Source organism: Bacillus altaicus, assembly GCF_042136375.2.
GTDB lineage: Bacteria > Bacillota > Bacilli > Bacillales > Bacillaceae_G > Bacillus_A > Bacillus_A cereus_U.
In genome coordinates, this window is the sequence record NZ_CM143394.1 from 3,925,158 (window position 1) to 3,951,011 (window position 25,854).

Below are 25,854 nucleotides of genomic sequence, written 5' to 3' on the forward strand. Positions count from 1 at the left end.
TCATTTTCTTAACTTTCGGTAATCTAAATCTCCCCGCTCTAATGCATGCATTAGCATTTCAGCACTTGCCATATTCGTTGCTAGTGGGATGGCATATACATCACATAAACGAAGTAACGCATTGACATCAGGTTCATGCGGCTGCGCTGTTAGTGGGTCCCGGAAAAAAATCACCATATCCATCTCATTTTTTGCAATCATTGCACCAATTTCTTGATCGCCACCAAGAGGACCAGATTGATATCTTGTTACAACTAAACCAGTTGCCTCCATAATACGAAGTCCTGTCGTTCCTGTTGCAAAAAGTTCATGTTTTTCAAAGATTGGTTTATATGCGTACGCGAACGAAACCATATCATCTTTCTTTTTGTCATGTGCGATTAAGGCAATTTTCATCCGTTGTCTCCCCTTTAGTCGATAATGTTTTCTAAACCGTACACAAGATGATCAAGGTTCATTACTGTTTCAATTGATAGTTTTACACCTGACATAAATGATGCACGGTTGAATGAATCATGACGAACTGTTAACATTTGTCCATCTCCGCCGAACATTACTTCTTGGTGTGCAATAAGCCCTGGTAGACGTACGCTATGAATGTGAATACCATCCACATTTGCACCACGTGCTCCTTCTAATTGTTCCGTTTCATTAGGGTGTCCTTGCTCTTTTGGCACACGATTTTGACGGATTAATTCTACTGTTTTTACAGCTGTACCAGATGGCGCGTCTAATTTTTGATCATGGTGTAATTCAATTACTTCAACATCTTGGAAGTACTTTGCTGCCATTTGTGAAAATTTCATCATAAGAACTGCACCAATTGCAAAGTTTGGAGCAATAATTGTTCCTACTTCTTTTTCTTTTGCATTTTCTGTTAATTGCTTTAGTTCTTCTTCAGTAAATCCAGTTGTACCAATAACAGATCGAAGTCCACGTTCAACTGCAAGTGTCACATGTTTCTTTCCAACTTCTGGTGTTGTTAAATCTAACAATACATCTGCTTCTACTTCATCTAAACAAGTATGTAAATCCGCATAAACAGGTGCATCTAGCGCTGGCATTCCAGGTAAATCAGCTATTTTCTCTCCGCCATGCTTATAATCAATTGCTGCTACTAAATTGAAATGTCCTGTTCTTTCCATTAGAAGGACTGCTTCATGTCCCATACGTCCTCTTGGTCCAGCGATAATTACTTTAATTTCTTTCATGCGTCTTTCTCTCCCTCATCAATACGTGTCCAGCGATCTTTATCACGTGTATTAAATTTATTCATTACGATGTTATGCGCTGTTTCTAAATCAATATTTAAACTATTTGCCATACAAATCATAACAAATAACACATCTCCAAGCTCTTCCTCAATACTTCGTTCTTTCTCAGTCGTTTTCTTCGGTTTCTCACCATAATAATGATTAACCTCTCTTGCCAGCTCTCCCATTTCTTCAGTTAAACGGGCCATCATTGCAAGCGGACTAAAATAACCTTCTTTAAATTGACCGATATATGCATCTACTTCCTTCTGCATATCTTTCATCGTTTTTGCTTCCATACTAGTCACCTCTATTCCTTCCTCTTTCATGTTAGCCAATTCATCGCGATTTGACAAATATTATTCTCTCATATCACTATTTACGACTCTTTTTGGGATAGACTATAATAAAGTGAAACTTCTTTTGCAATGTTTTTCTGCAAAAGATTAGTTGAACCAATCGGGTCCCTACGGCTGGTTCGCCTTTTTCTTCTTCGCTTTTCCCTCTACCAGCCGTTGGGACGGGGTAAAGTGAAACTTCTTTTGCGTGATTTTTGCAAAAGATCAGCCTGAACTAATCGGGCTCTTACGGCTGGTTTGCTCTGTCTTCTCTGCTTTATCTCCTACCAGCCGTTTGAGCGGGGTAAAGTGAAACTTCTTTTGCAATGTTTTTCTGCAAAAGATTAGCCTGAACCAATCGGGTCCCTACGGCTGGTTCGCCCTTTTCTTCTTCGCTTTTCCCTCTACCAGCCGTTGGGGCGGGGTAAAGTGAAACTTCTTTTGCGTGATTTTTGCAAAAGATCAGCCTGAACTAATTAGGCCCTTATACTATTCTCTATTTTTACTAGCAACTAGAAATAACTTATTATTATGTCTTACCGTTTAAGCGGAGCAATTCCACATCATTACGTAACTAGGGGGATTTCTATATGAAAGCAAACTTGAAGATTCGAAATATCATTTTCATTTTAATCGGTTCCGCTATTTTTTCTTTCGGCATTGTAAATATCAATATTGAAAACCATCTTGCAGAGGGTGGGTTTACCGGTATTACGCTATTATTATATTTTAAATTTTCACTTGATCCTTCCTATACAAACTTAATTTTAAACGTCCCTCTATTTTTCATTGGCTGGAAATTACTCGGCCGAACAACATTTTTATACACATTAATCGGTACATTTAGCGTCTCTTTATTCCTTTGGGTGTTTCAGCGCTACGAAGTTCTCAACTTACATTTAAACTTGCAAAATGATATGACACTGGCTGCTTTATTCGCTGGGGCATTTATCGGTATTGGACTTGGAATTATATTCAAATACGGCGGGACTACTGGCGGTGTTGATATTATCGCAAGGCTAGCTCACAAATATGTTGGCTGGAGTATGGGAAAAACGATGTTTATGTTTGATGCCGTCGTTATCATTATCTCTATTCTTACATATTTATCATACCGAGAAGGCATGTATACGTTAGTTGCTGTTTTTATCGGGGCTAAGGTTATTGATTTCATGCAAGAAGGAGCATATGCAGCAAAAGGAGCGACTATTATTTCTGATAAAAACGATGAAATTGCGTCAAAAATTTTATCCGAAATGGAGCGCGGAGCAACCTTTTTAAAAGCAGTTGGATCCTATACAAAAGTAGAACGTAATGTACTATATTGTGTTGTTGCTAAAAATGAAATCGTAAAATTAAAAAATATCATTATTTCAGTAGATCCACATGCCTTTGTCGCTGTAAGTGATGTACACGATGTTGTTGGCGAAGGATTTACATTAGATGAAAATAAAAATCCGTTACATAATTAAATTCAACTAGAAAAGCTCTTTAGCTTTTCTAGTTTTTTATTACATATCTTTTAAGTTTCTCCAAATCCTCATAGATGAGCTCCAACAAACTCCGATTATAGAAAATAGAAGCTGGATGAAAAGTAGGAAATATATTATATTCTTTTTCAGTCCATATAAATTCTGTACCGCTACTATCTTTCAATTGCTGCACGGGTCGCTTTAACAATTCGCCATGAACATCCGTAATTTTATTATTTTTACCAACTAAACGCTGTAATGCAATATTACCAAGTGTAACAATAACAGGCGGCTGTATAAGTTCCAACTCATAATCTAACAAAGGTGCATGGGCAAGTATTTCTCCTTGATTTGGCGTTCTATTATACCTTTTCTGTATTATTTCGCCATTTCGTTCCCTTTTCTCTCTCCATTTATAAGGTCTACTCCGAACCGCACTCGTAATATATACTTCTTCCCTTATAACGTGAATACGTTCTAAAAACTCCATTAAATGCTTTCCTGCTCTCCCGCTAAACGGAATCCCATTATGAATTTCTGTTTCACCAGGTGCTTCTCCAACAATCATTAATTTCGGATTTCTAGGGCCCTGTCCACTTAAAAAACCTTCTAATTGGTATGTAGCACTACGCTCCCTCACTTGTTTAACTAAATGATCTGGATATTCTATGTCTGTCACCTTCTTTCATCATTCCATACTTATCTTTATTTTAACTAGTTCTATACCCCATATCCTCTCTATTATTTCCATTTGTAACATATTATAAGATTCAATCCACAAAACAAAAAAAAGACTATCATAATTGATAGTCTTTAATCGTCGCTACGCTGCATACCAGTATAAATTAATACGAGACGTAATAATTCAAATACTGCTACAGCAGCTGCTGCTACATATGTTAATGCTGCCGCATTTAATACTTTACGAGCTTGACCGTACTCATCTGTCGATACGATACCAAGTGCTTCAATTTGTTGCATTGCACGTTTTGATGCATCAAACTCAACTGGTAATGTAACAAGTTGGAAAATAACACCTGCTGCCATTAAAATAATTCCTAGTAACAACAAACCAGACATTTGTGCAAATACACCAATTAGGACAAAAACCCATGACATGTTTGAACCAAAATTAGCAACTGGCACTAACGAATGGCGTACACGCATGAAATTATAATCTTTCGCATCTTGAATTGCGTGTCCTACTTCATGTGCTGCTACAGCTGTACCAGCAACTGAATGACCATAATAGTTATCTGTCGATAATCTAACCGTCTTTACACGCGGGTCATAATGATCTGACAAATGACCTGGCGTTTCTTCTACGGCTACATTATACAATCCATTTTCATCTAAAATTTTTCGAGCCACTTCCGCTCCTGTCATACCTGATGTTGAATAGACTTGTGAATACTTGCTATAGGCACTACGTACTTTTGACTGTGCGTACAACGGTATGATCAAAATGATCGCGAAGTAAATTAAATAAAACATCATAAACCTCCATTGAAGTTTTAATTATAGTACTTCTCATTCTATTTTTTTCTTCCACCGTTGTCAATAAATAAACCTTACAATCCGCATCTTTATTTATACGCATTATCTATCTTTAGAATGCAAGTTACTTCTCCGCTTCTCTCTCTCCCCTTTATACTTTCTCCATCCAACATACGTTAAAGTGAACAAAATAAGTCCTCCAGTAATTGTCATAAACCAAATGAGAGAGGGAGCAATCTCATCTTTTTTTACTGTATGAAATATTTTTTGCAAATCACCTTTAATAATCCCTAGTTGCATTTGTCCACCTTTCGTTTTTAACATAACGTTACGAAATTCATCCAAATAAGATAAATGTGCATTTACACGTTGCGCTTCGTTTTCTGGCAGGGCAATCATTAAACTAGGATAAATAATATTAAATTCATTTAAAAGTGTATTTAACGTCTGTTGGAACTGTCCATCATCGTCTTTTTCCATCGCTTTTTCTACTTGAGAAAAAGCATTCATTATCTTTCTTTCTCTTTCCACCCAAAGTGGCTGATATTTAGATACTTGTGCATCAACAGCAAGTTGTAACGCTAACATATTATCAACTTTAACTTGCCTATCTAAATCTTCCGCGAGAGATTGTTTCGCCTTATCGTATGCTAAAGAAACGACTCTAATTTGTCCCGGAGTTACTTTTGAATTATTTTCATTTTCCTTTGATAGAAACTGCTCTGAGAAATGGTGCAGTACTTGTATTGCCTTCTCATCTTCTTTTTTCTTCACTAACTGCAAAGAGTCATCTAGCAATCCAGTTAGTTCACTCCACTCTTCAGCATATATACGTACTGGAAACATTATAATTAGAAATGCTATCAGTCCAATTAATGTTCTCTTCATCCCGGTCCCCCCTATAACTACTAGTACAAAATATGTGGAATTGGACAAGAATAGAACAGAACAAAATCAAAAAATATATTATCTCTATGAAAACAAAAAAATTCTCTTTAAACAGAGAATTTTTTCTTTGAAACTCTTTTCTTTTTCACTAAATATTTATACACACCGTAACAAAGTATGCTACTGCCTAAAATCAATAATAAAATAACACATGCAGCATGCATAAAGAATTCTTCCGGTAACATTAAAATAACCGGATCTGTTTCAATATCAAACATCCAATAATCATTGCTAAATAAAAGCTTATGAAATAATACGAAACTCTTTTCAAAATTAATAGCAATTGGTAACGTAAGAGCTATTGGAAAAATAATTGTAAGAATCGCTCCGTGAAGTAAAAACTTTTCTTTTTTCTTTTTTAATAAATACGCTCCTCCTAATACAGCAATTACAATCGTTCCATACATTATATATTGAATCTTTACTAAAATATTTTTAACATCCACAAAATGAATACGTCCATTTGTGGACATATCTAATGTTGGCAATTGTAATGCACCTTCATAAAACGGCGATAAATATGTAATAAGCACGTCATAGTTTCTCTTAACTTCATCTTTCGTCATATCCGCTAAATCTGGAATATTTAAAAAATCAATTTCAAAATAATACAACCATTTTCCATATACAACTACCGTTGTCGCGAGAGCGAAAATAGAAAATGCTATGCTATATGAAACTACTAAAGTGATCAATCGATCCAATATGTTTATACCACTCTTATTTTTCTTCATTTTCTCCCCCTAAATGTCCTCACCATCATAAAGAAAACTGTTTTCGGTTCTCACGTAAGCAATAATAATATGTAATACACAGTACAGCAATACTTAACCAAAACGTAAAATAACCAATTTTCTCTACAAACAAATGCATAATCCCGTATCTCGGCATTTGCCAAAATAAATAATCAATTGCATCATTATGTAATGTCCATATGCCAGCTACAGTGAAGTGCCATTTTTTTATCCGATAAAACGGAGCATATAACATTCCCTGCACTGCCATCGCAAAATGAGATAGCATTAACATATATCCCATAAGGCCGATAGGACCTTTTACATAAATCATAATTGCATTTACAACAACAGCCCAAACACCATATTTTATTAAAGTAACTATCGCTAACGCTTCTATTAACCCCCAGTTCTTCTTCATCAAAAAAGCAATTAAAACAAAGACAAAAAAGAGACTCGCCATAGGGCTATCTGGTACAAACGGCCAAAATATAGGTGAGGTTTCTTTTAATTGATTTCCATACCATATGAATCCGTAAATTGTACCTAATATGTTAACAACCAATAAAAATAATAGTACCGAACGTTGCCTTAACATTGCATACAAGTAAACCAAGCTGTATGTCCAACACCTTTCAAACAAAGTAATTCTTTCATCGAACTCTACTCTATTATATAGCAAACTTTCCTTCATCAAAATAAAAAGCTGACTACAGATTTTGTAGTCAGCTTTTCTATTATTTTTTATTATACTTTGCAACGAATTCCGAAAGCTTTTTCAGTTCCTCATCTGTACCTTTAAATACCCCTTTAGGCATTGAACCTTTTCCATCTTTCGCAATTTTAGCGATTTCTTCTGGTTTTAAAGTTAAGTTTTGCAAAGCCGGTGCTGCCGCCCCGCCCTGTAAATTGTCACCATGACACGTTAAACAAGTATTTTTTTGCATTAACTTGTAGCCGTCATCATTTTTATCAACTGGTGCTGTTTTTACAATTGCTCCTTGTTTTTTTGCAGCGTCCCAGTCGTGGTGTGCTACAGATTCCCAAGTTAAAAAGATAATCGATGCAATTGCTAAAAGCATAAACCCTGTTGCTACAGGACGCTTCAATGGCGCTCTTTCTGGGCCTCGATCTAGAAACGGAGCTAATAGTAACGCTCCAAACGCAATCCCCGGCATAATAAACGCACCAATTACAGTAAATGAGCCTGAAGCATACGAATACTTTAATAACTGATACAAGAATAAGAAATACCAATCTGGAAGTGGTATATATCCTGCATCTGTAGGATCCGCCATTCTCTCAAGCGGTGACGGATGCGCCACTGTTAAACATAAATAACCGATTAAAAAAACTGCACCAACCATCCATTCTTTTAACAAGAAATTCGGCCAAAACGCTTCTGTTTTCCCTGGATATTCAGAATAATCTTTTGGAATATTTGGGTTCCGAGCTACCGGTACCCGAGAATCTCCTACAAACTTCATCCCTTTGCCGCGATGCATAATCTCCCTCCTTTTGTTCTTTCCCCTTTAATTTAGCAATCTCTTATAGCGGACCGGAAATACCTTGTTTGCGAATCATGATGAAGTGGAAGGCCATTAAACCTAGAAGTGCTGCTGGTAAGAAGAAGACGTGAATAGCAAAGAAGCGAGTTAATGTTTGAGCGCCAACAATTTCAGAATGACCAGCGAGTAATGTTTTAATATAAGGACCAATGAGCGGCGTTTGCTCTGCGATTTGAATCCCTACTTTCGTAGCAAATAAAGCTTTCATATCCCACGGTAATAAATATCCGGTAAAACCAAGACCTAACATAACAAAGAAAATAAGAACACCAACAACCCAGTTTAACTCACGAGGCTTTTTATACGCACCCTGGAAGAAAACTCTGAGTGTATGTAAAAACATCATTACAATTACGAGACTGGCACCCCAGTGGTGCATACCACGAACAATTTGTCCATACGCAACTTCATTTTGTAAATAGTAAACCGACTCCCAAGCATTTTTAATATCAGGCACATAATACATTGTTAAAAACATTCCAGACAAAATTTGAATTACAGTAACGAAAAAGGTAAGTCCTCCGAAGCAGTAGACGAATGCAGAAAAGTGATGCGCTGGGTTAACATGCTCAGGTACTTCATGATCAGCGATATCACGCCATATCGGTGTAATATCTAAACGTTCGTCCACCCAATCATAAATTTTATTTAGCATCTACTTTGCACCCCCTTTCGGCTTCGCTTTTCCTAAATAAAGTGTTCCATCTTTTACTTTGGATTCGTATACGTCAAGTGGAGCAAGAGGCGGTGTGCCTTTAATGTTCATCCCATCTTTTGTGTAACGTCCCCCGTGACATGGGCAAAAGAATTGATTAGGATGTGCTTTGTCCGAATTCCAGTTCACTGTGCAACCTAAATGTTTACACACTGGAGAAAACGCAACAATGTCTCCGCTTTCATCTTTATGCACCCAAGCAGATTTTGGCTCTTCAGACTTGTACCATCCGTCAACCTGCTTCACCTTAAAATCGAATCGCTTCGGCTCTGTTGTAATATCCTTTACTTGTCCAACAGCAACCATATCTGTTCCCGCTTCTTTTCTTAACACCGGATCAAGCGCAAACCGCGTCATCGGCATTAAAATACCCGCCGCCATAAAGCCTCCTACCCCTGTAAGTGTGTAATTTAAAAACTGTCTTCTTGACACACGATGTTCTTTCTCGCTCACGAAAATTTCCCCCCTCTATCAGAAATTGTCCCCTCGTGAAAAAATTATATAAAAAATAAATACTAGGACACTATCATGATATAATACCCTCTTGTATAGGTCAATATCATACTACTCATAATAATAAGAACTTTCTGTTTATTGTTATCTTATCCATCTTTCTTCCAACATTACCATAATATTTTTTATGTGAGCACGAATAACTTCCCTTTTCGCTTGATCACTAAATTGCTCTAATGATAACGATGGAAACCAAAATAAATCACCCTGAAACTCTTGCATATCTTCTTTCCATGAAAAATCACTTGTCACATAGGCAATATGCTTAAAACCTTGCCTTTGCAAATGATCTGTCCATTCTTGCAAACGGTCTTTTTCATTCTTTTGGCTCTCTACCAAATACGTAAATGCGGGCAGTAAAAGCACTCTTCCTTTATACTCCCTTTCCAACTCCATACTCAAAGCCTCAATAAATTCACCTTGCTCTACAACCATTTTCATTTCTTTTGCTGCCGAAATAGACAAAAGGGGGATAATCCCTGTATCTACATACTCCCTCGCTTGCTCAAACTGTTCCACATCTTTTACAATCCATTTCACCTTTTCTCCCCTCCTTCACCTTAAATGACAGAACTTTCACTTTATATATATTAAACCATACTAAAAGAGGTAAAAAAAGAAAAACTACCTATTATTAAGTAGTTTTTCTTAAAAAGTCTGAAATTCGTAAAGATTACATAATCAAAATGAATTCTATAAAATTTTCAACTCTGCTGTTAACCTATGAAATGCTTCCTTATCTTGCTTATCCAAAGCTTCATCAATTTGTTTCAAAAGACGCTCTCTTCTAAATGAGAATACACTTTCTTCTAAAAATCGTTCTGCAAGCAATCGATCTTTTTCATTCACTTCAATATGCTTTGGTAAATATGGATTTTCTTCTAATACAGCTACATAGTTTGCATTTTGAAACGATGATTTAAAATTAAGCTGAATATAAATATCCTCATCTCGATTCAAACGAATATCATGAAACGACTTTTCTGCATCTGTTGTCATTACATTTTGTTTAAAAAAGTGAAACGGTGTGTCTTTCACACAATTCGCTGACATTACTAAGCCACGCGGACAATATTTTGCATGTTCTACGAAGTGGACTTTATGCATTAATTGATCGTGACTCATTAAATAATTCAAAATCCATACACATTCACGCTGTTTCAGTTGGTAATTATTCAAAAACCATTTTACAAAATCCTTCTTCTCGTTTACAGAAACAGGGGTATTCATAGCGATTAAGTCCCTCCTCTGTCTTTCTCTTTTCTTTTTAGATTCAAGAAGCGGCATTCAGTTTCCTTCCAACTTACGAAAAATCCTCTAAATTATATAACAATTCTTCAATATGAATTTGTGTCGGGTCTAGTTGTATTAACTGCGTAAATACTTCTTTCGCCTCTTTTCGCATTCCTTCTTCTAATAAGAAATAACCGTACTCTTCCAAGAAATCTGGATGATTCTTAAAAGAAGTATATGCACTTTCATAGTGTTTTAATGCATCCGAATACATTTCTAATTGTTTTTTTGCAAATGCAAGATCCCAAAGTAGTTGTGTATCTGGTTCTCCACTGTCAATTGTACGCTCTACAACTGCAATTAACTCTTCGTATTTCTCTTGTCCTTTTAATATATACGCATATTTTAATGTCGCACCTAAATGTCCCGGATCTAGCTCCAGCGCTTTTTTAAGCACTTCTTCTGCCTCCGCTATTTTACCTAATTTCGCCGCAATATTCGCTAATTCTACATAGAAAGGAACAGAAAGCTCATCTACTTTAATTCCTTCTTGAAGTGTTTCATAGCTTTCTTGAAGCATGCCTTCTTTTTCATAGCTTTTCGCTAAATACATGTATAACGATGCGTACTCAGGATCTAATTCTTTTAATTCTTGCCAAGCACCAATTGCTCTTTGATATTCTTCCCCTTGGTATAATGTGAAGGCATATCCAAATAGTGAGTGAATATCTTTTTGCTCTTCTAACCCCGCCTCATAGTAAGAGATTGCCTCTTCCCAGTTTCCAATAGCACTTAAAGTTTCTGCTAGACGAAGCGCAATGACAACACCGCCCATAACTTTATGGTCTGCTAGTAACGATTCATAATAAGTGATCGCCTTTTTCTCTTCACCTTTACTACTATATAATTCTGCTAATCCAAACGTAATAACAGGTTCGTCTGGCATCATTTCTTTCGCCTTTAATAGTTTTTGTTCTGCTACATCATCAAAACCTTGCATTTGGAATAAATCTGCAACAAGTAATAGCGATTGAACATATAGATCATCATTTTCTGGAATATCATGAAGCACTTCAATCGCTTCATCTTCTTTATCTAAATCAATATATAACTCTGCTAAAAATAATGTAAATTCACTTTCTTCTGGATATAACAAGCGTAAATCATCAATAATTGCTAAAGCCTCATCCATAAACCCAAGTGTATGATAGTAACGAGCGATATCATACTTCTCTTCATCATTAGCAATTCGTAGTTGTTCTTTTAATAATTGTAATCCTTTTTCTGCTTCACCGTTTTCAATATAAGAAACAGCTTGTTCAAACTTTTGCATAAACGTCTCCTTTAATTCAAAAAATATTCTCTTCTGTTCATTTATCATAAGCAACTAGGTGTAAGAACGCAACCTTTTGAGTGAACTGCCTCTTCCTATACTTGCTCTTATAGCGCAGCTAATTGTTCGAAAAATTTCGGATACGATACAGCGACCGCATCACTATTCTCTATTTTCACTTCTCCATCTATAATACACGATGCGATTGCAAGCATCATCCCAATACGATGATCGCCGTGACTATTAACAGTATTTCCTTTTAAACTTTGTTTACCATATATAATCATACCATCTGGTGTAGCTTCAATCTTCGCACCTAATTTGCCTAATTCATCTACAACCGTATCGATACGGTTTGTTTCTTTTACTTTTAACTCCTCAGCGTTTTTAATAACAGTAATTCCTTCTGCCTGCGTTGCCAATAAAGCAATTACAGGAATTTCATCAATTAATCTTGGAATAAGAGTTCCACCAATTTCTATTCCTTTTAGTTTAGATGTTTCAATCGTAATATCTCCGCACGGCTCAAACTCTTCATTTCTAATATGATTGATAGAAATAAGTGCACCCATCTTTGTTAATACATCTAAAATCCCTGTTCTCGTCGGATTTAAACCAACGTTTTCCAATACAAGCTTACTATTTTGGACAATTGCACCAGCTACTAAGAAAAATGCCGCCGAAGAAACATCTCCTGGAACTTCTATGTCTGCACCTTTAAGTTGTTGTCCGCCTTGTAATGAAACGGTCCGTCCATTAACATCTACGGTACAACCAAATGCACGTAACATTCTTTCCGTATGATCACGAGATTGCATAGGCTCTGTTACCGTAGTTATGCCTTCCCCTTGCAAACCCGCAAGTAAAACCGCTGACTTCACTTGTGCACTCGCTACTGGTGAATCGTAATGCATACCTTTTACCTTACCACCGCGAATAGATAAAGGTGTATATTGTCCGTTTTCTCTACCATCAATTTGAGCATTCATCTTACTAAGCGGGTCTGTAACACGTTTCATAGGACGTTTTCCAATTGATGCATCTCCAATTATCGTACTATGGAACGGCGTATTTGCTAAAATTCCAAGCATAAGACGAATAGTCGTCCCTGAATTCCCCACATCTAATACTTCTTTCGGTTCTTGTAAATTTGCTAATCCTTTACCGTAAATCGTGACATCGTTACTACTCTGTTCAATCTGGACACCTAGTTTTTGAAAACATGCAATTGTACTTAAACAATCTTCGCCCAATAAAAAATTTGATACTTTCGTCGTCCCTTCCGCTATCGCTCCAAACATAACAGAGCGATGCGAAATAGATTTATCTCCTGGAACAACAATTTTCCCATTCAAACTATTTTTTCGTCCTACTAGTTTCAAACTGTATCCTCCTCACATTTTAAATAAGTTATATGTACAATGGTTCTTCTTATACGTCTACTTCTATTGTAACGTTTTCTTTCTTGAACGTGCAAACAACTCCCCTTATTGCAGTTCAAATGAAAAAGACTCCTATAACAGGAGCCTTCACCATTTCTTAAGAATACGTTTCTTCTTTCTTCACTTGTTCTTTTACAAGTTCCGTAAGTAATTCAATAATCTCATCATTTTCTTCTTTTAATCCAACAGTAATACGAATACCATCATGCATACCAAATGCTGCACCAGAACGAACGATGTATCCTTTTTTCATTAATCGTTCGAAAGCTTCATTACCAGGTATACCGAGTTTCAAGAAAATGAAATTCGTTTGAGATGGATAGTAGAATACGTTATATTCCTTACAAAATGCATAATATTGATTTAATCCTTCGGCATTTTTCTTCACACACTCTTGTAAAAACTGTTGATCCTCTATTGCCGCTACTGCTACCGCTTGGGCGATAGTTGATGTGTTAAATGGTAGTCTTGCTACCTCTAACTGCCCAATAAGCTTTGCATCCCCAATCGCATATCCAATACGAAAAGCAGCTAATCCATATGCTTTTGAGAATGTGCGTAGCACCATAAGATTTTCGTACTTTTCAAGAAGGGGTAATGTTTGCGGATAATCTTCTGCCCCAGCATATTCATAATATGCTTCGTCCATAATAACGAGCGCTGACTTTGGAATTGATTCTAAAAATGAAAGTAATTTTTGTTTTTCTACATATGTACCTGTCGGATTATTCGGATTACAAATCCATACAATCTTCGTTTTCTCATCTACTTGCTGTAACATTGCATCTAAATTGTGAATACCATTTTCAAGTGGTACTTCCCGAACTTCCGCTCCTTCAATAACAGCATGATGATAATATTGTGAGAACGTAGGATTCGCCATTACAACATTTGTTCCGTTATGTAGCAAAGCGCGACTAATCATTTGAATGACTTCATCTAACCCACTACCAAATAAAAGTTGTTCCGCTTTTACACTTAAATGCTCTGCTACTTTCTCACGAAGCTCAAAAGCCGCCCCGTCCGGGTAGAGTGCATATTGATTGGCTAACGAAGTTAATGCTTCTGTCACACGCGCAGAGCAGCCAAACGGATTTTCATTCGATGCTAACTTCACAATTTTTGACAATCCATATTCTCTTTTTACTTCTTCAATATTTTTCCCAGGTACATATGCTCTCAAAGTTAACAATTGCTCTTTTACTCTCACTTTTCTTCCCCCAGTCATTGATATGATTTATAATGTCTTACTGTCATCTTTAATCATAACCGCCACCATTACGAGAATACCTTTAAATATGCATTTCATACCTGTTCTACCAACTTTTTTAGACCATATCCTTTTGAAATGCTTCTAACGCAATATGAACAGTCTCATCTGAAATAGATACGACATTCACTCCCCCATATTCCTGCATAAGCACCATATGAATTGTTCCAGCATTTGCTTTTTTATCTTGCTTCATCAACTGAACGAGACGTTCTACATTCAAGTCGCTTGGCATTTTTGGATAACCGTATTTCAAGAACCACTGCTTCATTTCTTCATAAGAAAGATCGATTTTGTACACTTGCTCGCTTAAAAACATGGCAAATAGCATGCCAACCGCTACTCCATCACCGTGAGTAATATTTCCATATCCTAACTCTTTTTCAAGAGCATGTCCTAACGTATGCCCAAAATTCAAATGGGCACGTACACCCTTTTCTGTTTCGTCTTGCGACACAATGTTCGCTTTCACAGGAATCGCCTTCGTTAATATATGAATTAACTTTTCATCACGAAGATCCGTTAATGTTTGCACTTCTTCTTTTAACCAATGATATAGCTCTACATCACCAATGAGAGCATGCTTTATCACTTCTGCATAACCTGATCGCCACTCTTTTTCAGGAAGTGAATGTAAAAATGGCGTATGATATACAACAGCTTCTGGCTGATGAAACGCTCCAATCATATTTTTTCCTAGTGGATGGTTAATTGCTACTTTCCCGCCTACTGCGCTATCGTGAGCTAATAAAGTCGTTGGAACTTGGACAAAGCGAATACCACGCATAAACGACGCGGCAACAAATCCAGCCAAATCTCCAATCATTCCCCCTCCAAGTGCGATGATTAAAGAATTTCTATCTAATTTATTTTCAAGAGCCGCAGTGTGAGCCTCATAGAAATTTTCAAAAGACTTCTCTTTTTCGCCACTCGGTACAACAAACGAAAACACTTTTTGCTCTACTTGCAATGCATCAACAACTGTCTGTAAATGCAGTGATGCAACAGCTTCATCAGAAATAATCATTATGTTAGATACCGCAGGATTCATTTTTTGAATAAGCGCTGTTAAATGTAACAACGCCTCCCTTCCAACATGTACATCATATTCTTTTGATTTCGTTTGAATATGTATGTTCTCCATTAAAATCCCCTCGCATATTCATTATGTTTCTCAATATTTTCACGTATAAGATCGATACGATCTAATCCAAATTGTTCAATTAAAGCTGTTGCGAGCTCCCAAGCCACAACAGCTTCAGCCACAACGCTAGCTGCTGGCACTGCACAACTATCTGAACGTTCAATACTCGCTGTAAAAGGTTCTTTCGTATCAATATCAACACTTTGAAGCGGTTTATATAATGTCGGTATCGGTTTCATAACACCGCGCACAACAACCGGCATACCAGTTGTCATGCCACCTTCTAATCCACCTGCATTGTTTGTTTTTCTTCTGTATCCTTGCACTTCATCCCAAAGGATTTCATCATGTACTTCACTTCCGGGTCTATGTGCTGCTTCAAAACCAATTCCAATTTCAACACCTTTAAAAGCGTTAATGCTCATAATTGCCGCTGCTAATTTTGCATCTAATTTTCTATCATAATGTACATAGCTACCTACTCCGATTGGCATTCCTTCTACAATTACTTCAACAATACCGCCGATAGAATCACCATTTGCCTTCGCATCATCAATTGCTTGCATCATCTTTTTGCCGGCCTTTTCATCTAAACAACGTACAGGAGATGCTTCTGTAGTACTTTGTAATTCCGCAATAGAGTTATATTTAATCTTTTCTACCTGTACACCACCAATCTCGACAACATGTCCCGCTACTTGTATACCTAATTCCGCTAATATTTTTTTTGCAACTGCACCAGCTGCAACACGAACTGTCGTTTCACGTGCGGAAGAACGCTCTAATACATTCCTCATATCTCTATGACCATATTTAATCGCACCATTTAAATCTGCGTGTCCAGGTCTAGGTTTCGTAACTTGCCTTTTCATTTCTTTCTCTTCCTGCTCAGTTAACGGCTCTGCACCCATAACCTTTGTCCAATGTGTAAAATCACGATTTTCAACAACAAGTGCAATTGGGGACCCCATCGTCTTCCCATGCCTAACACCACTTACAATTTGCACTTGGTCTTTCTCAATTTGCATGCGTCTACCGCGTCCATATCCTTTTTGTCTTCTAGCTAATTCTTCATTTATATCATTCGCTACTAAAGATAATCCTGCCGGAACACCTTCTAAAATTGTCGTAAGTTGCGGACCGTGGGATTCACCAGCTGTAATATATCGCATACGTTATTCCTCTTTTCGCATATGTATTTATCCCGCTACATAAAGTAGCTATATTATCTTCCATCACTCTTTAAAATACAAAGAAATTATATAGTAAATCGAGTATTTGCTTTCCCTACTTGTAATTATTCTATTATTTTCATAATAGTAGACCTTTTACTTTACATACCAATATATCATAACAGTCCTAACTTCGTAACTGATCGAAATAAAAAAAAGTGCAAGAAGAATACCCCTATTCTTCTTGCACTTTTTACTATTATCACAGTTATTAAAGCGTTTACAAATTATTTCAAAATAATTAGTAAATCCATTGATTCATTAATTTTGAGTAGTCTACTAATTCTTCTTCCTTAAAGAAAATAGCAATCTCGCGCTCTGCACTTTCTAAAGAATCCGAACCGTGGATAATGTTTTTCCCAACAGTTACACCGAAATCTCCACGAATTGTTCCCATATCAGCTTCATGTGGGCGTGTTTTACCCATCATATTGCGTGCTGTATCTACTACATTTTCACCTTGCCATACCATTGCGAATACAGGGCCCGATGTAATAAAGTCTACTAATTCACCAAAGAAAGGTCTTTCTTTATGCTCACCGTAGTGTTGTTCAGCAATTTCTGGAGTAACTTGCATTAATTTTGCACCAACTAATTGAAAGCCCTTTTTCTCAAAACGAGCTACGATTTCCCCAATGAAGGCACGTTGTACACCGTCTGGTTTTACCATTAGAAATGTTTTTTCCATAAAAAATCTCTCCACTTCTGAATTATGTATGTAATTGTATATCCCCACACACATAGTAACACCCTTATCACAATTGCGCAATAGTTTTGAAATAGAGAGATTATTTTATTTTTTAGAAAAATCACTAAAATTTTCGTTTTCCAATATACTTTGCAACATTTTGCAACGCGTACTTCGCCTGTCCACGAGGGAGTGGTTTTATTATTTCTAATGCTTTATGTAAATAACGTTCACTAAACGAAAATGCTTTATCAATAGCTTCGCTCGCTTTAATATCATCAATAATTTCTTTCATTTCACTTGCTGTTGTATTTTCATGCACAGATGTAATTTTCTGACGAAGAACTGGATCTTCCATAGCATACAAAACAGGTAATGTAATGTTACCTTGTAATAAATCACCACCAGCAGGCTTTCCAAGCTTCTCTTCTGTCGATACGAAATCTAAAATATCATCAATAATTTGATAAGACATACCAACAAAATATCCATACCAAAATAGACGATTTACAGTATCACGATTAGCACCAGCAGCAATCGCTCCCAACTGACAACTCGCGGCGATTAACAATGCTGTTTTTCGTTTTATTCTTCTTAAATACGTTCTTAAATTTTGATCATAGTTATACTTATCTTTAATTTGTTCGATTTCACCTTTACAAACTTCTAAAATTGTATGAGACAACGCTTGATGTGCATCTGGAATTTCTATGTTTGTTATACATTCAAGAGACTTTGCAAACAAGTAGTCTCCTGTATACATTGCAATACGATCTCCCCATTTCGCATTCACTGTTGCGCTACCGCGTCGTAAAAACGCAGCATCAATGACATCATCGTGAACAAGCGAAGCCATATGAATAAGTTCTAATGCAACCGCAACATGCTTAATTGCATCTAACTTATAATCCCCAAATTTCCCTGCAAGCAAAACAAAAACAGGGCGAATCCGCTTCCCACCTGCTTCAATAAGCTGTAATGCCGCTTCTTCTACTAACGGCTGCTCAGAAGCAACTGTCTTCTTCAATTCTTTTTCTATAACATTAATATCCGATCGTAAAAAAGAGTACATAAGTTGTAACTTCATATTGTTCACCTTAACCTAAAACGTCTTTTTTCTATTTTGATTCTGGTTTAATACCTAAATGCATAGCTGCTACACCAAAAGTAAATGGTTTCACTTGCACATTCTTAAGCCCAGCTTCTTCAAACATACTTGCTAACTCTTTCATCCCTGGGAATGTACTAGCAGATTCCTGAAGCCATGAATATTCTTTATAACTTTTCGCAAACATCTTTCCAAATAACGGCATGATATATTTAAAGTATAAGACATATCCTTGACGAAAACCTATCATCGTTGGTTGGGATGTTTCCAGGCAAATTACTTTTCCACCAGGCTTTACTACACGCGTCATTTCTTTTAATACTTGCATGTAATCCGGAACGTTACGTAACCCAAAACCAATCGTTACATAATCAAACGTATTATCTTCATAAGGAAGTTCCATTGCATTTCCATGCATAAGTTCTACTTGCTTTAATTCTAAAGCTTCTACCTTTTGTTTACCGACAGCTAGCATATTTTCGCTAAAGTCTAAACCGTAAACCTTCCCATCTTCACCTACAGCTCCCGCTAGTGCAATTGTCCAATCTGCCGTCCCGCAGCATACATCAAGTGCCTTACTCCCAGGTTTCACATCCATAATTCGCATCGTCTCTTTACGCCATGCCTTATGCCTTTGAAAACTAATTACAGAATTCATCACATCGTATTTATCAGAAATTTTCTCAAATACGTCATGTACTCTTTCTTCTTTTGATTGTTGCATGCTCGTACCTTCTTCCAATGTAAAGTTGCTTATGTCCTTGATTTATCTCTTAACATAGAAATTATCTCATTAACTTCTGTATGATTCTCTAAAAAATTTTCTTCCTGCTTTCTCATTTCCATAAGCCATTCATTAATAACTGTTTCTAGATTTTTATCGTCATCCAATGAGAGTTTTTGAACCGCTTGAAAAACAGGTGAATTTTGTTTATCAGCATACAATTGACACTCTTTTTGAAGACGATTTTTTCCTAACACATAAGTTATATATGGTTTCCAATTAGATAAATGAAAATGATCACATGTTTTTTGCAAAAGCGCAGATTCAATTATTACTACACTTTCCATTATGTCTTGAATCGCCACATGTGCTTTTTGATATAGCATAATTTTATGTTCATTAATCTCCTTAATTCCTTCAGCAAGTGCACGAATTAAGATAATATCACAATTCATTGACAATAAGTAATAGTATAGACCACTATAATAATCCCCTGCAAGAACTGTCAATTGACGACGCTTATGGAATCCACTCGTCTCTTCGTTTGCCTTATTTGATACTTTTTCATGTGTATCAAGAGCAATTTGTACAAGCATAATCGTTACTACATAATGATCAATTTGTTCTTTATGTATATTTGCACCTTTTAATGCACCGTATAACAGCGCTATTTTTTCTTCATCAATAAATGGTTCTTCAATATAGTTTATAAAATAAGGATGGCGTAATTTCTCCATCAATTTCTCTTTAATACCCGCATACCCTCCGTAGATGTCACACACAAAAAATCACCCTTGTTTTCTAATTCATAAAATTTATTATAACACATACATTCTATTTTCTATAATCAAAACTTGGCTACTTCTGCCAAACTACCCCCGAATAAACCCTCACCTTTCATTCATACGAGTTATCTTCGTCTCTAACAACTACAAACATTCATTTCCACAAAAGGCAGAAGTAATTTTCAACCTTTATATTCTTGCTCTTTAACACTAAAACTATATCATTTTTTTGTATATAAAAAAAAGAAAAGCAGTTTCCCGCTTTTCTTTACTTCGTCTTAATAAACGATAAAATTTCACTACGTGCTGCTGCATCATTTTCTAACACGCCGCGCACCGCAGTCGTTATTGTTTTCGCACCAGGCTTTTTCACACCACGCATCGTCATACACATATGCTCTGCTTCTACTACTACCATTACACCATGCGGCTCTAGTACTTCCATAATAGAGTTAGCTACTGTTGATGTAATTCGTTCCTGTAGTTGCGGACGACGCGCAATTGTGTCTACAGTACGGGCTAATTTACTTAGCCCTGTTACTTTTCCACCTTGCGGAATATATGCAACGTGAGCAACTCCATAAAACGGAACAAGATGATGCTCACACATCGAATAGAATGGTATATCCTTTACTAGTACAAGCTCTTCGTGGTCTTCTCCAAATACTTTGTGTAAATGCTCTTTCGGATCCTCATGCATCCCTGAGAATACTTCTGCGTACATTTTCGCAACACGTTTCGGTGTATCAAGTACTCCCTCGCGATTTGGGTCATCTCCGATTGCCTCTAAAATAAGACGTACTGCATGTTCAATTTGTTCTAAATTAACTTTTGCCATCCGCTAGCCCTCCCGAAAAACCTAAAAGTGATACGAACACATTCTAGCATATTTATGTTTTTAAAAGCAAAAAGAAGAGTTTCCAAAAAGGAAACTCTTCTTCCCTGTTAATATGTAAGGATTATTTAACCGCATCTTTTAACGCTTTACCAGGTTTGAATGCAGGTACTTTACTTGCAGCGATTTCAATCTCCTCACCTGTTTGTGGGTTACGACCTTTACGAGCCGCACGCTCACGAACTTCGAAGTTACCGAATCCGATTAGTTGTACTTTATCACCTTGTTTTAAAGCTTCTAAGATAGAATCAAAAACAGCGTCCACTGCTTTTGTTGCGTCCTTTTTAGAAAGGGAACTTGCTTCTGCAACAGCATTGATTAAATCTGTCTTGTTCATGCCATTCACCTCCTCCCAAAGATAAGACTGTATAATGATCATAAAATGAGTCTTACTTTCATTTGTAGGCAATTTTTACAAATTCTATACTACAAAGATGTAGATAAATCATTATCAACGCCTATATTATACGATTCTCCTTTATAATTCAATATTTTTAAGGAAATTATTACTCTTAAAATGTGAAATTCTGATGAAACTTGACAATTTACAACAAAATATTAGATAATGGCTGCTTATTTTTCTATTACGAACTCAAAAAGAAAAAAATCCCTCTGCAATTAGAGGGATTTTTTTCTTATAATATAATCGCAATTAATCCGCCAGATCCTTCATTAATAATTCTTTCTAGCGTTTCTTTTAACTTATAACGAGCGTTTTCTGGCATTAGAGATAACTTCGCTTGAATTCCTTCTCTAACAATAGAACTAAGAGAGCGACCAAATATATCAGAATTCCAAATTGATAGCGGGTCATCTTCAAAATCTTGCATCAAGTAACGAACTAGTTCTTCACTTTGTTTTTCAGTACCGATAATCGGTTCAAATGTTGATTCTACATCCACTTTTATCATATGAATAGACGGCGCAACCGCTTTTAATTTAACACCGAACCTTGAACCGTGACGAATAATTTCCGGTTCATCTAAGCTCATATCAGCTAATGCAGGCGCTGCTACTCCATATCCGGTTTGTTTTACCATCCGCAGGGCATCCGCCACTTGGTCATACTCTGTTTTCGCATAAGATAAATCGAGCATAAGCTTCAATAAATGATCTTTTCCTCGAATCTCTACTCCTACTACTTCTTTTAAAATTTGATCATACAATTCATCTGGCGCATATAAATCAATCTCTGCCACACCTTGCCCCATATCGATGCCAGCTAGACTTGCTCGATCAATAAATTCATATTGACTAAACTGCCAAACGACACGGTCCACATCACGAAGACGTTTTATATCCTTTACAGTCTCTTGAACCGCTTCCTGATAACTTTGGCGTAACCAATGCCCTTCATTTAGCACCATTACCCAGCTCGGAAGATTTACATTCACTTCTAAAACTGGGAACTCGAATAACGCTTCTCGAAGTACGTTATACACATCTGTTTCTCTTAAACTCTCTACACTCATCGCAATTACTGGGATATCATATTCTTCTGATAAACTTTGACGTAACTGCTCTGTATCTGGATGATATGGCTGTACAGTATTGATAATCATAATGAAAGGCTTTCCTACTTCTTTTAACTCATTTACAACGCGTTCTTCTGCCTCTATATAATCTCTTCTTGGAATTTCACCAATTGTTCCATCTGTTGTAATAACGACACCAATTGTTGAATGCTCTTGAATTACTTTACGTGTTCCGATTTCTGCAGCTTCATGGAATGGAATAGGCTCTTCATACCAAGGAGTATTAATCATGCGCGGACCATTCTCATCTTCATAGCCTTTTGCTCCTGGAACCGTATATCCAACACAATCTACTAATCGAATATTCACTTCAAGACCTTCATCTACTTCGATAGAAACCGCTTGGTTTGGAACAAACTTCGGTTCCGTCGTCATTATTGTACGACCAGCAGCACTTTGAGGCAGTTCATCCTGCGCTCTTTGACGGTCTGACTCATTTTCAATATTGGGAATAACAACAAGTTCCATAAACTTTTTAATAAATGTTGATTTCCCTGTTCGAACAGCTCCTACAACTCCAAAATAAATATCACCGCCTGTGCGTTCCGCAATATCTTTAAAAATATCTACCTTTTCCAAGTGATTCCCTCCCTCAATATTTTTGGGAATAATTCCACGTTTATAGTCAACTAATACCTTCTCTAACGTTGCCTATAATATCTGATATAATATAATGGTATTCTAGAAGTTCGGACAATATATCATATAATTTTGTCCAATTTCATATGACTATTTAAAAATACCTTTTGTTTGCATCGCAAGTTGTATAACATAAAAAACCTTTCTTCTAGAACTTATTCACTAAAAGAAAGGTTCATGACTTATGATTTTAAAAAAATTGGTTCTCCATTTTTTACTGTGTACGGCAAAGAATATGCAGGAACAAACGGGGAATCCTTCGATAGTATACTCCGGATATCTTCGCCTTCTTTAAATTGCCCTTCATTTTTTTTCAACACTTCATATAAGTCGATTCTATAATCAACAAACAATTCTCCTTTTTCATTGATTACAAGAGGGAGACCTTTTCCTGAGTACGGACTTGTCACTTGTGGTACATCTTTATATCCTAGTTTTTTGAAGTCTAATTCATAAACACCATCTGTAATCACTTTTTTAAAAGGTGGATATTGATGTTCATCCCGATACATCCTGAGCTTCAATGCCACTTCTTGAATTTGTTCCGCCATTCTCACATCAATTAACTTTACTGTCGGATTTTTTTCAACATCTATTAATACATATTGATATACTCCACCACTTTCATACGCATTCCCTGGCGCCTCTTGTATGTACCTTGGAGCAATTTTTTGAAAATCAATTGGATACTTCTGATAAATCGGCGTACTCATATCACGCGTCTTAATTGGTAATAAACCATCCGTTTGCTCCTTATATGTATTAATGGCTTTTTGTACAACTTGCAACTGATCTTCATAAGGAATAGCACTTTGTTTCATATTTTCTTTTGGATACATACACCCTGTTAAAATGCTCATGCAACAAAATATTAAAATAAAATGGATTTTTTTCACTGACAATCACCTTTTCATGCTAGTATGGACTGTTCCTTTTGTAACATTTACCGATTACACATCCTTTATTGCTCAATAGGGCCACTAAATACAACAAGGAAAATAACAATTCCCGATACAATCATGAGGGTGTACGCTACTAAAGCTGTAATCCCTTTCAAAAATTTATTCTTCATTTTATGCCTACTTAATAAAATAAAACTTACTGCAAGAAACATAAATCCAATTGCCCCTAAAGCAAACCACATTTTCATAAGCCCTTCCGACATATATACACCCCTTTACTTTCAATCTGTTTTTATACTATTTTAACAAATTAAAATCTTTAAACAAATAAAAATCATCATTTTTCCGTGAATTGATGGTTTTTATTTAAAATAATAAAACCGAAGCACAAAATGATGCGCTTCGGTTGACCAAATATGCCCTTAACAGCTCTATTCCCATTCTTTCATAACTATCATATGCATTCTCTAAACTCTTTGTTTCTCATAATTTATTTTTTAAACATTTTACTTAACGAACCAAAATCCGCCGGCATATTATTGTTAATAATCGCTTTTACAATTTGATCCTCTTGCTCTTTCGGCACTTCACGTCCTGCCATTAAAGCAACTTGATGAATCAATTGGCGAAGCACTTTCTCATCACGTAAGTTCGCATTTTGAACAGATGATGCTAATTTAAAAATATCTTCTTTATTCACTTTCGCTTCCTTTTCAATGTTACTAAAAATGTTGTTATCCATTTTTTTCACCCTCTCCTCAAGTTACTCTTCATCCTATGCATAAATGAAAAATTGGTGAAAAGACCCAGAAAACAAAAAAGCGGTAGAGGCACAAAATGTACTCCTACCGCTTTTTTTATAACAAATCAGGTATCGCTTCAACTTCATGTTTTCGAACACGTCCCATCAATGAGCCTACTGTATCTTTTACATTTTTCCCATTGAATAACACGTCATATAAAGCGGCTGTAATTGGCATCTCAACTTCCATTTTCTCTGCCAATTCATGAGCAGCTTTCGTTGTTCTTACACCTTCAACAACCATACCCATGCTTTCTAATACTTCTTCTAAAGAATGTCCTTTTCCAAGCATATTTCCCGCACGCCAATTTCGACTATGCACACTTGTACAAGTTACAATTAAGTCCCCCATACCAGTTAGGCCGGCAAATGTCAGTGGATTTCCGCCCATCTTTCTTCCTAAACGAGCAATTTCCGTTAAACCACGTGTCATTAATGCCGCTTTCGCATTATCTCCTAATCCAAGTCCATCCGTTATCCCCGCAGCTAGTGCAACAATATTTTTTAACGCACCACCAAGTTCCACTCCAACGATATCTGGGTTTGTATATACACGGAAATAGCTATTCATAAACAGATCCTGTACGTCCTCAGCCGCTTCCATACGTTTAGCTGCAGACGTAACAGTTGTCGCTTGACGTAAACCTACTTCTTCAGCGTGACTCGGTCCAGAAAGTACAACAACATCTTTGATCAAGTTTTCTGGAATTTCTTCCTCAATCATTTCAGAAATACGTTTTGACGTACCTGGTTCTATTCCTTTACTTGCATGAATCCAAGTAATTGGCTCTGTAACAATTTCTTTCATCTCTTGCAATACGTCTCTGTACGCTTTCGTCGGTACTACTAGCAGTACTGTATTTACATCTACTAATGCTTCTTCTAAAGAAGAGTAGGCTACGATTGTGCTTGGCAATGTAATCCCTGGAAGATATCTACTGTTCTCATGCTTCGTATTAATTTCATTCATGAGTTCAGGACGGTTTCCCCAAATACGTACATCATGCCCATTGTCAGCTAATACCATCGCTAACGCTGTTCCCCAGCTACCTGCTCCTATTACTGTGATTTTTGTCATAAAATC

Annotated in this window: 30 protein-coding genes; 1 reads left to right on the top strand and 29 read right to left on the bottom strand. The window is 36.5% G+C overall.

The window, feature by feature from the left end; translation table 11 throughout:
• Genes mgsA through ACE38F_RS20250 form a run of 3 tightly spaced genes read right to left on the bottom strand, consistent with a single transcriptional unit; the run spans position 1 to position 1,552 of the window.
• Complete coding sequence (gene mgsA, locus ACE38F_RS20240; protein ID WP_000684753.1) at positions 1 to 396, bottom strand: methylglyoxal synthase; 396 nt, start codon at positions 394 to 396, stop codon at positions 1 to 3.
• Between the two features lie 14 nt (positions 397 to 410).
• Entirely contained in the window at positions 411 to 1,211 is an 801-nt protein-coding gene (gene dapB / locus ACE38F_RS20245) for a dihydrodipicolinate reductase (protein WP_375369779.1), read from the bottom strand.
• Positions 1,208 to 1,552 (bottom strand): nucleotide pyrophosphohydrolase, encoded by a 345-nt coding sequence (locus tag ACE38F_RS20250; RefSeq protein WP_002117709.1) that lies wholly within the window; start codon positions 1,550 to 1,552, stop codon positions 1,208 to 1,210. The genes dapB and ACE38F_RS20250 overlap by 4 nt, the downstream gene beginning before the upstream one ends.
• 629 nt (positions 1,553 to 2,181) lie before the next feature.
• Between ACE38F_RS20250 and ACE38F_RS20255 the strand changes: the two genes are divergently transcribed.
• Entirely contained in the window at positions 2,182 to 3,063 is an 882-nt protein-coding gene (locus tag ACE38F_RS20255; protein ID WP_215555787.1) for a YitT family protein, read from the top strand.
• Between the two features lie 28 nt (positions 3,064 to 3,091).
• Here ACE38F_RS20255 and ACE38F_RS20260 read toward each other — a convergent pair whose 3' ends face one another.
• The 26 genes from ACE38F_RS20260 to ACE38F_RS20385 form a co-directional block, all read right to left on the bottom strand.
• Positions 3,092 to 3,742 carry a uracil-DNA glycosylase gene (locus tag ACE38F_RS20260; RefSeq protein ID WP_375369780.1) on the bottom strand — a complete coding sequence of 217 codons (651 nt, stop codon included), beginning with the start codon at positions 3,740 to 3,742 and terminating at the stop codon, positions 3,092 to 3,094.
• Positions 3,743 to 3,876: 134 nt separating this feature from the next.
• Positions 3,877 to 4,557 carry a zinc metallopeptidase gene (locus ACE38F_RS20265; RefSeq protein ID WP_002086606.1) on the bottom strand — a complete coding sequence of 227 codons (681 nt, stop codon included), beginning with the start codon at positions 4,555 to 4,557 and terminating at the stop codon, positions 3,877 to 3,879.
• Positions 4,558 to 4,662: 105 nt separating this feature from the next.
• Entirely contained in the window at positions 4,663 to 5,448 is a 786-nt protein-coding gene (gene ypjB, locus ACE38F_RS20270) for a sporulation protein YpjB (protein ID WP_215555785.1), read from the bottom strand.
• A 107-nt stretch (positions 5,449 to 5,555) separates the two neighbouring features.
• Complete coding sequence (gene lit, locus ACE38F_RS20275; RefSeq protein WP_215555784.1) at positions 5,556 to 6,242, bottom strand: lipoprotein intramolecular transacylase Lit; 687 nt, start codon at positions 6,240 to 6,242, stop codon at positions 5,556 to 5,558.
• A 25-nt stretch (positions 6,243 to 6,267) separates the two neighbouring features.
• Positions 6,268 to 6,858 carry a lipoprotein heptaprenylglyceryl N-acetyltransferase LhaT gene (lhaT, locus tag ACE38F_RS20280; RefSeq protein WP_375369781.1) on the bottom strand — a complete coding sequence of 197 codons (591 nt, stop codon included), beginning with the start codon at positions 6,856 to 6,858 and terminating at the stop codon, positions 6,268 to 6,270.
• 121 nt (positions 6,859 to 6,979) lie between these two features.
• Positions 6,980 to 7,747: a menaquinol-cytochrome c reductase cytochrome b/c subunit gene (gene qcrC / locus ACE38F_RS20285; protein ID WP_215555782.1), complete on the bottom strand. Its 768-nt coding sequence runs from the start codon at positions 7,745 to 7,747 to the stop codon at positions 6,980 to 6,982.
• Positions 7,748 to 7,790: 43 nt separating this feature from the next.
• Positions 7,791 to 8,465, bottom strand: a complete 675-nt coding sequence (gene qcrB, locus ACE38F_RS20290) for a menaquinol-cytochrome c reductase cytochrome b subunit (protein ID WP_215555781.1) — start codon at positions 8,463 to 8,465, stop codon at positions 7,791 to 7,793.
• Entirely contained in the window at positions 8,466 to 8,978 is a 513-nt protein-coding gene (qcrA, locus tag ACE38F_RS20295) for a menaquinol-cytochrome c reductase iron-sulfur subunit (RefSeq protein ID WP_002158584.1), read from the bottom strand.
• 144 nt (positions 8,979 to 9,122) lie between these two features.
• Complete coding sequence (locus ACE38F_RS20300) at positions 9,123 to 9,578, bottom strand: YpiF family protein (RefSeq protein ID WP_375369782.1); 456 nt, start codon at positions 9,576 to 9,578, stop codon at positions 9,123 to 9,125.
• Positions 9,579 to 9,731: 153 nt separating this feature from the next.
• A complete protein-coding gene (locus ACE38F_RS20305; protein WP_002086615.1) occupies positions 9,732 to 10,268 on the bottom strand; it encodes a ReoY family proteolytic degradation factor in 537 nt (178 codons plus the stop codon).
• A 73-nt stretch (positions 10,269 to 10,341) separates the two neighbouring features.
• The gene (locus tag ACE38F_RS20310; protein WP_375369783.1) at positions 10,342 to 11,604 is read right to left on the bottom strand and encodes a tetratricopeptide repeat protein; all 1,263 of its coding nucleotides are present in this window, start codon (positions 11,602 to 11,604) and stop codon (positions 10,342 to 10,344) included.
• Between the two features lie 107 nt (positions 11,605 to 11,711).
• Positions 11,712 to 12,986, bottom strand: a complete 1,275-nt coding sequence (gene aroA / locus ACE38F_RS20315; protein ID WP_375369784.1) for a 3-phosphoshikimate 1-carboxyvinyltransferase — start codon at positions 12,984 to 12,986, stop codon at positions 11,712 to 11,714.
• 157 nt (positions 12,987 to 13,143) lie between these two features.
• Entirely contained in the window at positions 13,144 to 14,256 is a 1,113-nt protein-coding gene (gene hisC, locus ACE38F_RS20320; RefSeq protein ID WP_215555777.1) for a histidinol-phosphate transaminase, read from the bottom strand.
• 118 nt (positions 14,257 to 14,374) lie between these two features.
• The gene (gene aroB, locus ACE38F_RS20325; protein WP_375369785.1) at positions 14,375 to 15,460 is read right to left on the bottom strand and encodes a 3-dehydroquinate synthase; all 1,086 of its coding nucleotides are present in this window, start codon (positions 15,458 to 15,460) and stop codon (positions 14,375 to 14,377) included.
• On the bottom strand, positions 15,460 to 16,632 hold the full coding sequence (gene aroC, locus ACE38F_RS20330; protein ID WP_215555775.1) for a chorismate synthase: 1,173 nt from the start codon (positions 16,630 to 16,632) through the stop codon (positions 15,460 to 15,462). The genes aroB and aroC overlap by 1 nt, the downstream gene beginning before the upstream one ends.
• A gap of 301 nt (positions 16,633 to 16,933) precedes the next feature.
• Positions 16,934 to 17,380 (bottom strand): nucleoside-diphosphate kinase, encoded by a 447-nt coding sequence (gene ndk / locus ACE38F_RS20335; protein WP_375369786.1) that lies wholly within the window; start codon positions 17,378 to 17,380, stop codon positions 16,934 to 16,936.
• A gap of 124 nt (positions 17,381 to 17,504) precedes the next feature.
• Positions 17,505 to 18,467: a heptaprenyl diphosphate synthase component II gene (hepT, locus tag ACE38F_RS20340; RefSeq protein WP_002011823.1), complete on the bottom strand. Its 963-nt coding sequence runs from the start codon at positions 18,465 to 18,467 to the stop codon at positions 17,505 to 17,507.
• 31 nt (positions 18,468 to 18,498) lie between these two features.
• Positions 18,499 to 19,212 (bottom strand): 2-heptaprenyl-1,4-naphthoquinone methyltransferase, encoded by a 714-nt coding sequence (gene menG / locus ACE38F_RS20345; protein ID WP_215555774.1) that lies wholly within the window; start codon positions 19,210 to 19,212, stop codon positions 18,499 to 18,501.
• Positions 19,213 to 19,241: 29 nt separating this feature from the next.
• Positions 19,242 to 19,994, bottom strand: a complete 753-nt coding sequence (locus ACE38F_RS20350; RefSeq protein WP_341307250.1) for a heptaprenyl diphosphate synthase component 1 — start codon at positions 19,992 to 19,994, stop codon at positions 19,242 to 19,244.
• 271 nt (positions 19,995 to 20,265) lie between these two features.
• Positions 20,266 to 20,835, bottom strand: coding sequence for a GTP cyclohydrolase I FolE (folE, locus tag ACE38F_RS20355; RefSeq protein WP_001151479.1), 570 nt, complete (start codon positions 20,833 to 20,835; stop codon positions 20,266 to 20,268).
• Positions 20,836 to 20,956: 121 nt separating this feature from the next.
• Positions 20,957 to 21,229, bottom strand: coding sequence for an HU family DNA-binding protein (locus tag ACE38F_RS20360; protein ID WP_001043860.1), 273 nt, complete (start codon positions 21,227 to 21,229; stop codon positions 20,957 to 20,959).
• A 298-nt stretch (positions 21,230 to 21,527) separates the two neighbouring features.
• On the bottom strand, positions 21,528 to 23,006 hold the full coding sequence (gene spoIVA, locus ACE38F_RS20365; protein WP_215555772.1) for a stage IV sporulation protein A: 1,479 nt from the start codon (positions 23,004 to 23,006) through the stop codon (positions 21,528 to 21,530).
• 242 nt (positions 23,007 to 23,248) lie between these two features.
• Complete coding sequence (locus ACE38F_RS20370) at positions 23,249 to 23,962, bottom strand: hypothetical protein (protein WP_341307252.1); 714 nt, start codon at positions 23,960 to 23,962, stop codon at positions 23,249 to 23,251.
• Between the two features lie 65 nt (positions 23,963 to 24,027).
• Positions 24,028 to 24,231: a DUF2768 domain-containing protein gene (locus tag ACE38F_RS20375; protein WP_002011815.1), complete on the bottom strand. Its 204-nt coding sequence runs from the start codon at positions 24,229 to 24,231 to the stop codon at positions 24,028 to 24,030.
• 227 nt (positions 24,232 to 24,458) lie between these two features.
• Complete coding sequence (locus ACE38F_RS20380) at positions 24,459 to 24,710, bottom strand: stage VI sporulation protein F (RefSeq protein WP_002158593.1); 252 nt, start codon at positions 24,708 to 24,710, stop codon at positions 24,459 to 24,461.
• Positions 24,711 to 24,825: 115 nt separating this feature from the next.
• A complete protein-coding gene (locus ACE38F_RS20385; protein WP_375369787.1) occupies positions 24,826 to 25,848 on the bottom strand; it encodes an NAD(P)H-dependent glycerol-3-phosphate dehydrogenase in 1,023 nt (340 codons plus the stop codon).
• Positions 25,849 to 25,854 lie beyond the last annotated feature (6 nt).

What these genes read in the sequence shown, in the direction of transcription:
- ACE38F_RS20360 (WP_001043860.1), bottom strand. Translation starts at nt 21,229, where the DNA reads ATGAACAAGACAGATTTAATCAATGCTGTTGCAGAAGCAAGTTCCCTT.
- ACE38F_RS20265 (WP_002086606.1), bottom strand. Translation starts at nt 4,557, where the DNA reads ATGTTTTATTTAATTTACTTCGCGATCATTTTGATCATACCGTTGTAC.
- lit (WP_215555784.1), bottom strand. Translation starts at nt 6,242, where the DNA reads ATGAAGAAAAATAAGAGTGGTATAAACATATTGGATCGATTGATCACT.
- ACE38F_RS20380 (WP_002158593.1), bottom strand. Translation starts at nt 24,710, where the DNA reads ATGGATAACAACATTTTTAGTAACATTGAAAAGGAAGCGAAAGTGAAT.
- aroC (WP_215555775.1), bottom strand. Translation starts at nt 16,632, where the DNA reads ATGCGATATATTACAGCTGGTGAATCCCACGGTCCGCAACTTACGACA.
- ACE38F_RS20310 (WP_375369783.1), bottom strand. Translation starts at nt 11,604, where the DNA reads ATGCAAAAGTTTGAACAAGCTGTTTCTTATATTGAAAACGGTGAAGCA.
- mgsA (WP_000684753.1), bottom strand. Translation starts at nt 396, where the DNA reads ATGAAAATTGCCTTAATCGCACATGACAAAAAGAAAGATGATATGGTT.
- ACE38F_RS20385 (WP_375369787.1), bottom strand. Translation starts at nt 25,848, where the DNA reads ATGACAAAAATCACAGTAATAGGAGCAGGTAGCTGGGGAACAGCGTTA.
- ACE38F_RS20255 (WP_215555787.1), top strand. Translation starts at nt 2,182, where the DNA reads ATGAAAGCAAACTTGAAGATTCGAAATATCATTTTCATTTTAATCGGT.
- qcrC (WP_215555782.1), bottom strand. Translation starts at nt 7,747, where the DNA reads ATGCATCGCGGCAAAGGGATGAAGTTTGTAGGAGATTCTCGGGTACCG.
- ACE38F_RS20250 (WP_002117709.1), bottom strand. Translation starts at nt 1,552, where the DNA reads ATGGAAGCAAAAACGATGAAAGATATGCAGAAGGAAGTAGATGCATAT.
- dapB (WP_375369779.1), bottom strand. Translation starts at nt 1,211, where the DNA reads ATGAAAGAAATTAAAGTAATTATCGCTGGACCAAGAGGACGTATGGGA.
- ACE38F_RS20305 (WP_002086615.1), bottom strand. Translation starts at nt 10,268, where the DNA reads ATGAATACCCCTGTTTCTGTAAACGAGAAGAAGGATTTTGTAAAATGG.
- ACE38F_RS20375 (WP_002011815.1), bottom strand. Translation starts at nt 24,231, where the DNA reads ATGTCGGAAGGGCTTATGAAAATGTGGTTTGCTTTAGGGGCAATTGGA.
- folE (WP_001151479.1), bottom strand. Translation starts at nt 20,835, where the DNA reads ATGGCAAAAGTTAATTTAGAACAAATTGAACATGCAGTACGTCTTATT.
- menG (WP_215555774.1), bottom strand. Translation starts at nt 19,212, where the DNA reads ATGCAACAATCAAAAGAAGAAAGAGTACATGACGTATTTGAGAAAATT.
- hepT (WP_002011823.1), bottom strand. Translation starts at nt 18,467, where the DNA reads ATGAAGTTACAACTTATGTACTCTTTTTTACGATCGGATATTAATGTT.
- aroB (WP_375369785.1), bottom strand. Translation starts at nt 15,460, where the DNA reads ATGGAGAACATACATATTCAAACGAAATCAAAAGAATATGATGTACAT.
- ypjB (WP_215555785.1), bottom strand. Translation starts at nt 5,448, where the DNA reads ATGAAGAGAACATTAATTGGACTGATAGCATTTCTAATTATAATGTTT.
- qcrB (WP_215555781.1), bottom strand. Translation starts at nt 8,465, where the DNA reads ATGCTAAATAAAATTTATGATTGGGTGGACGAACGTTTAGATATTACA.
- ndk (WP_375369786.1), bottom strand. Translation starts at nt 17,380, where the DNA reads ATGGAAAAAACATTTCTAATGGTAAAACCAGACGGTGTACAACGTGCC.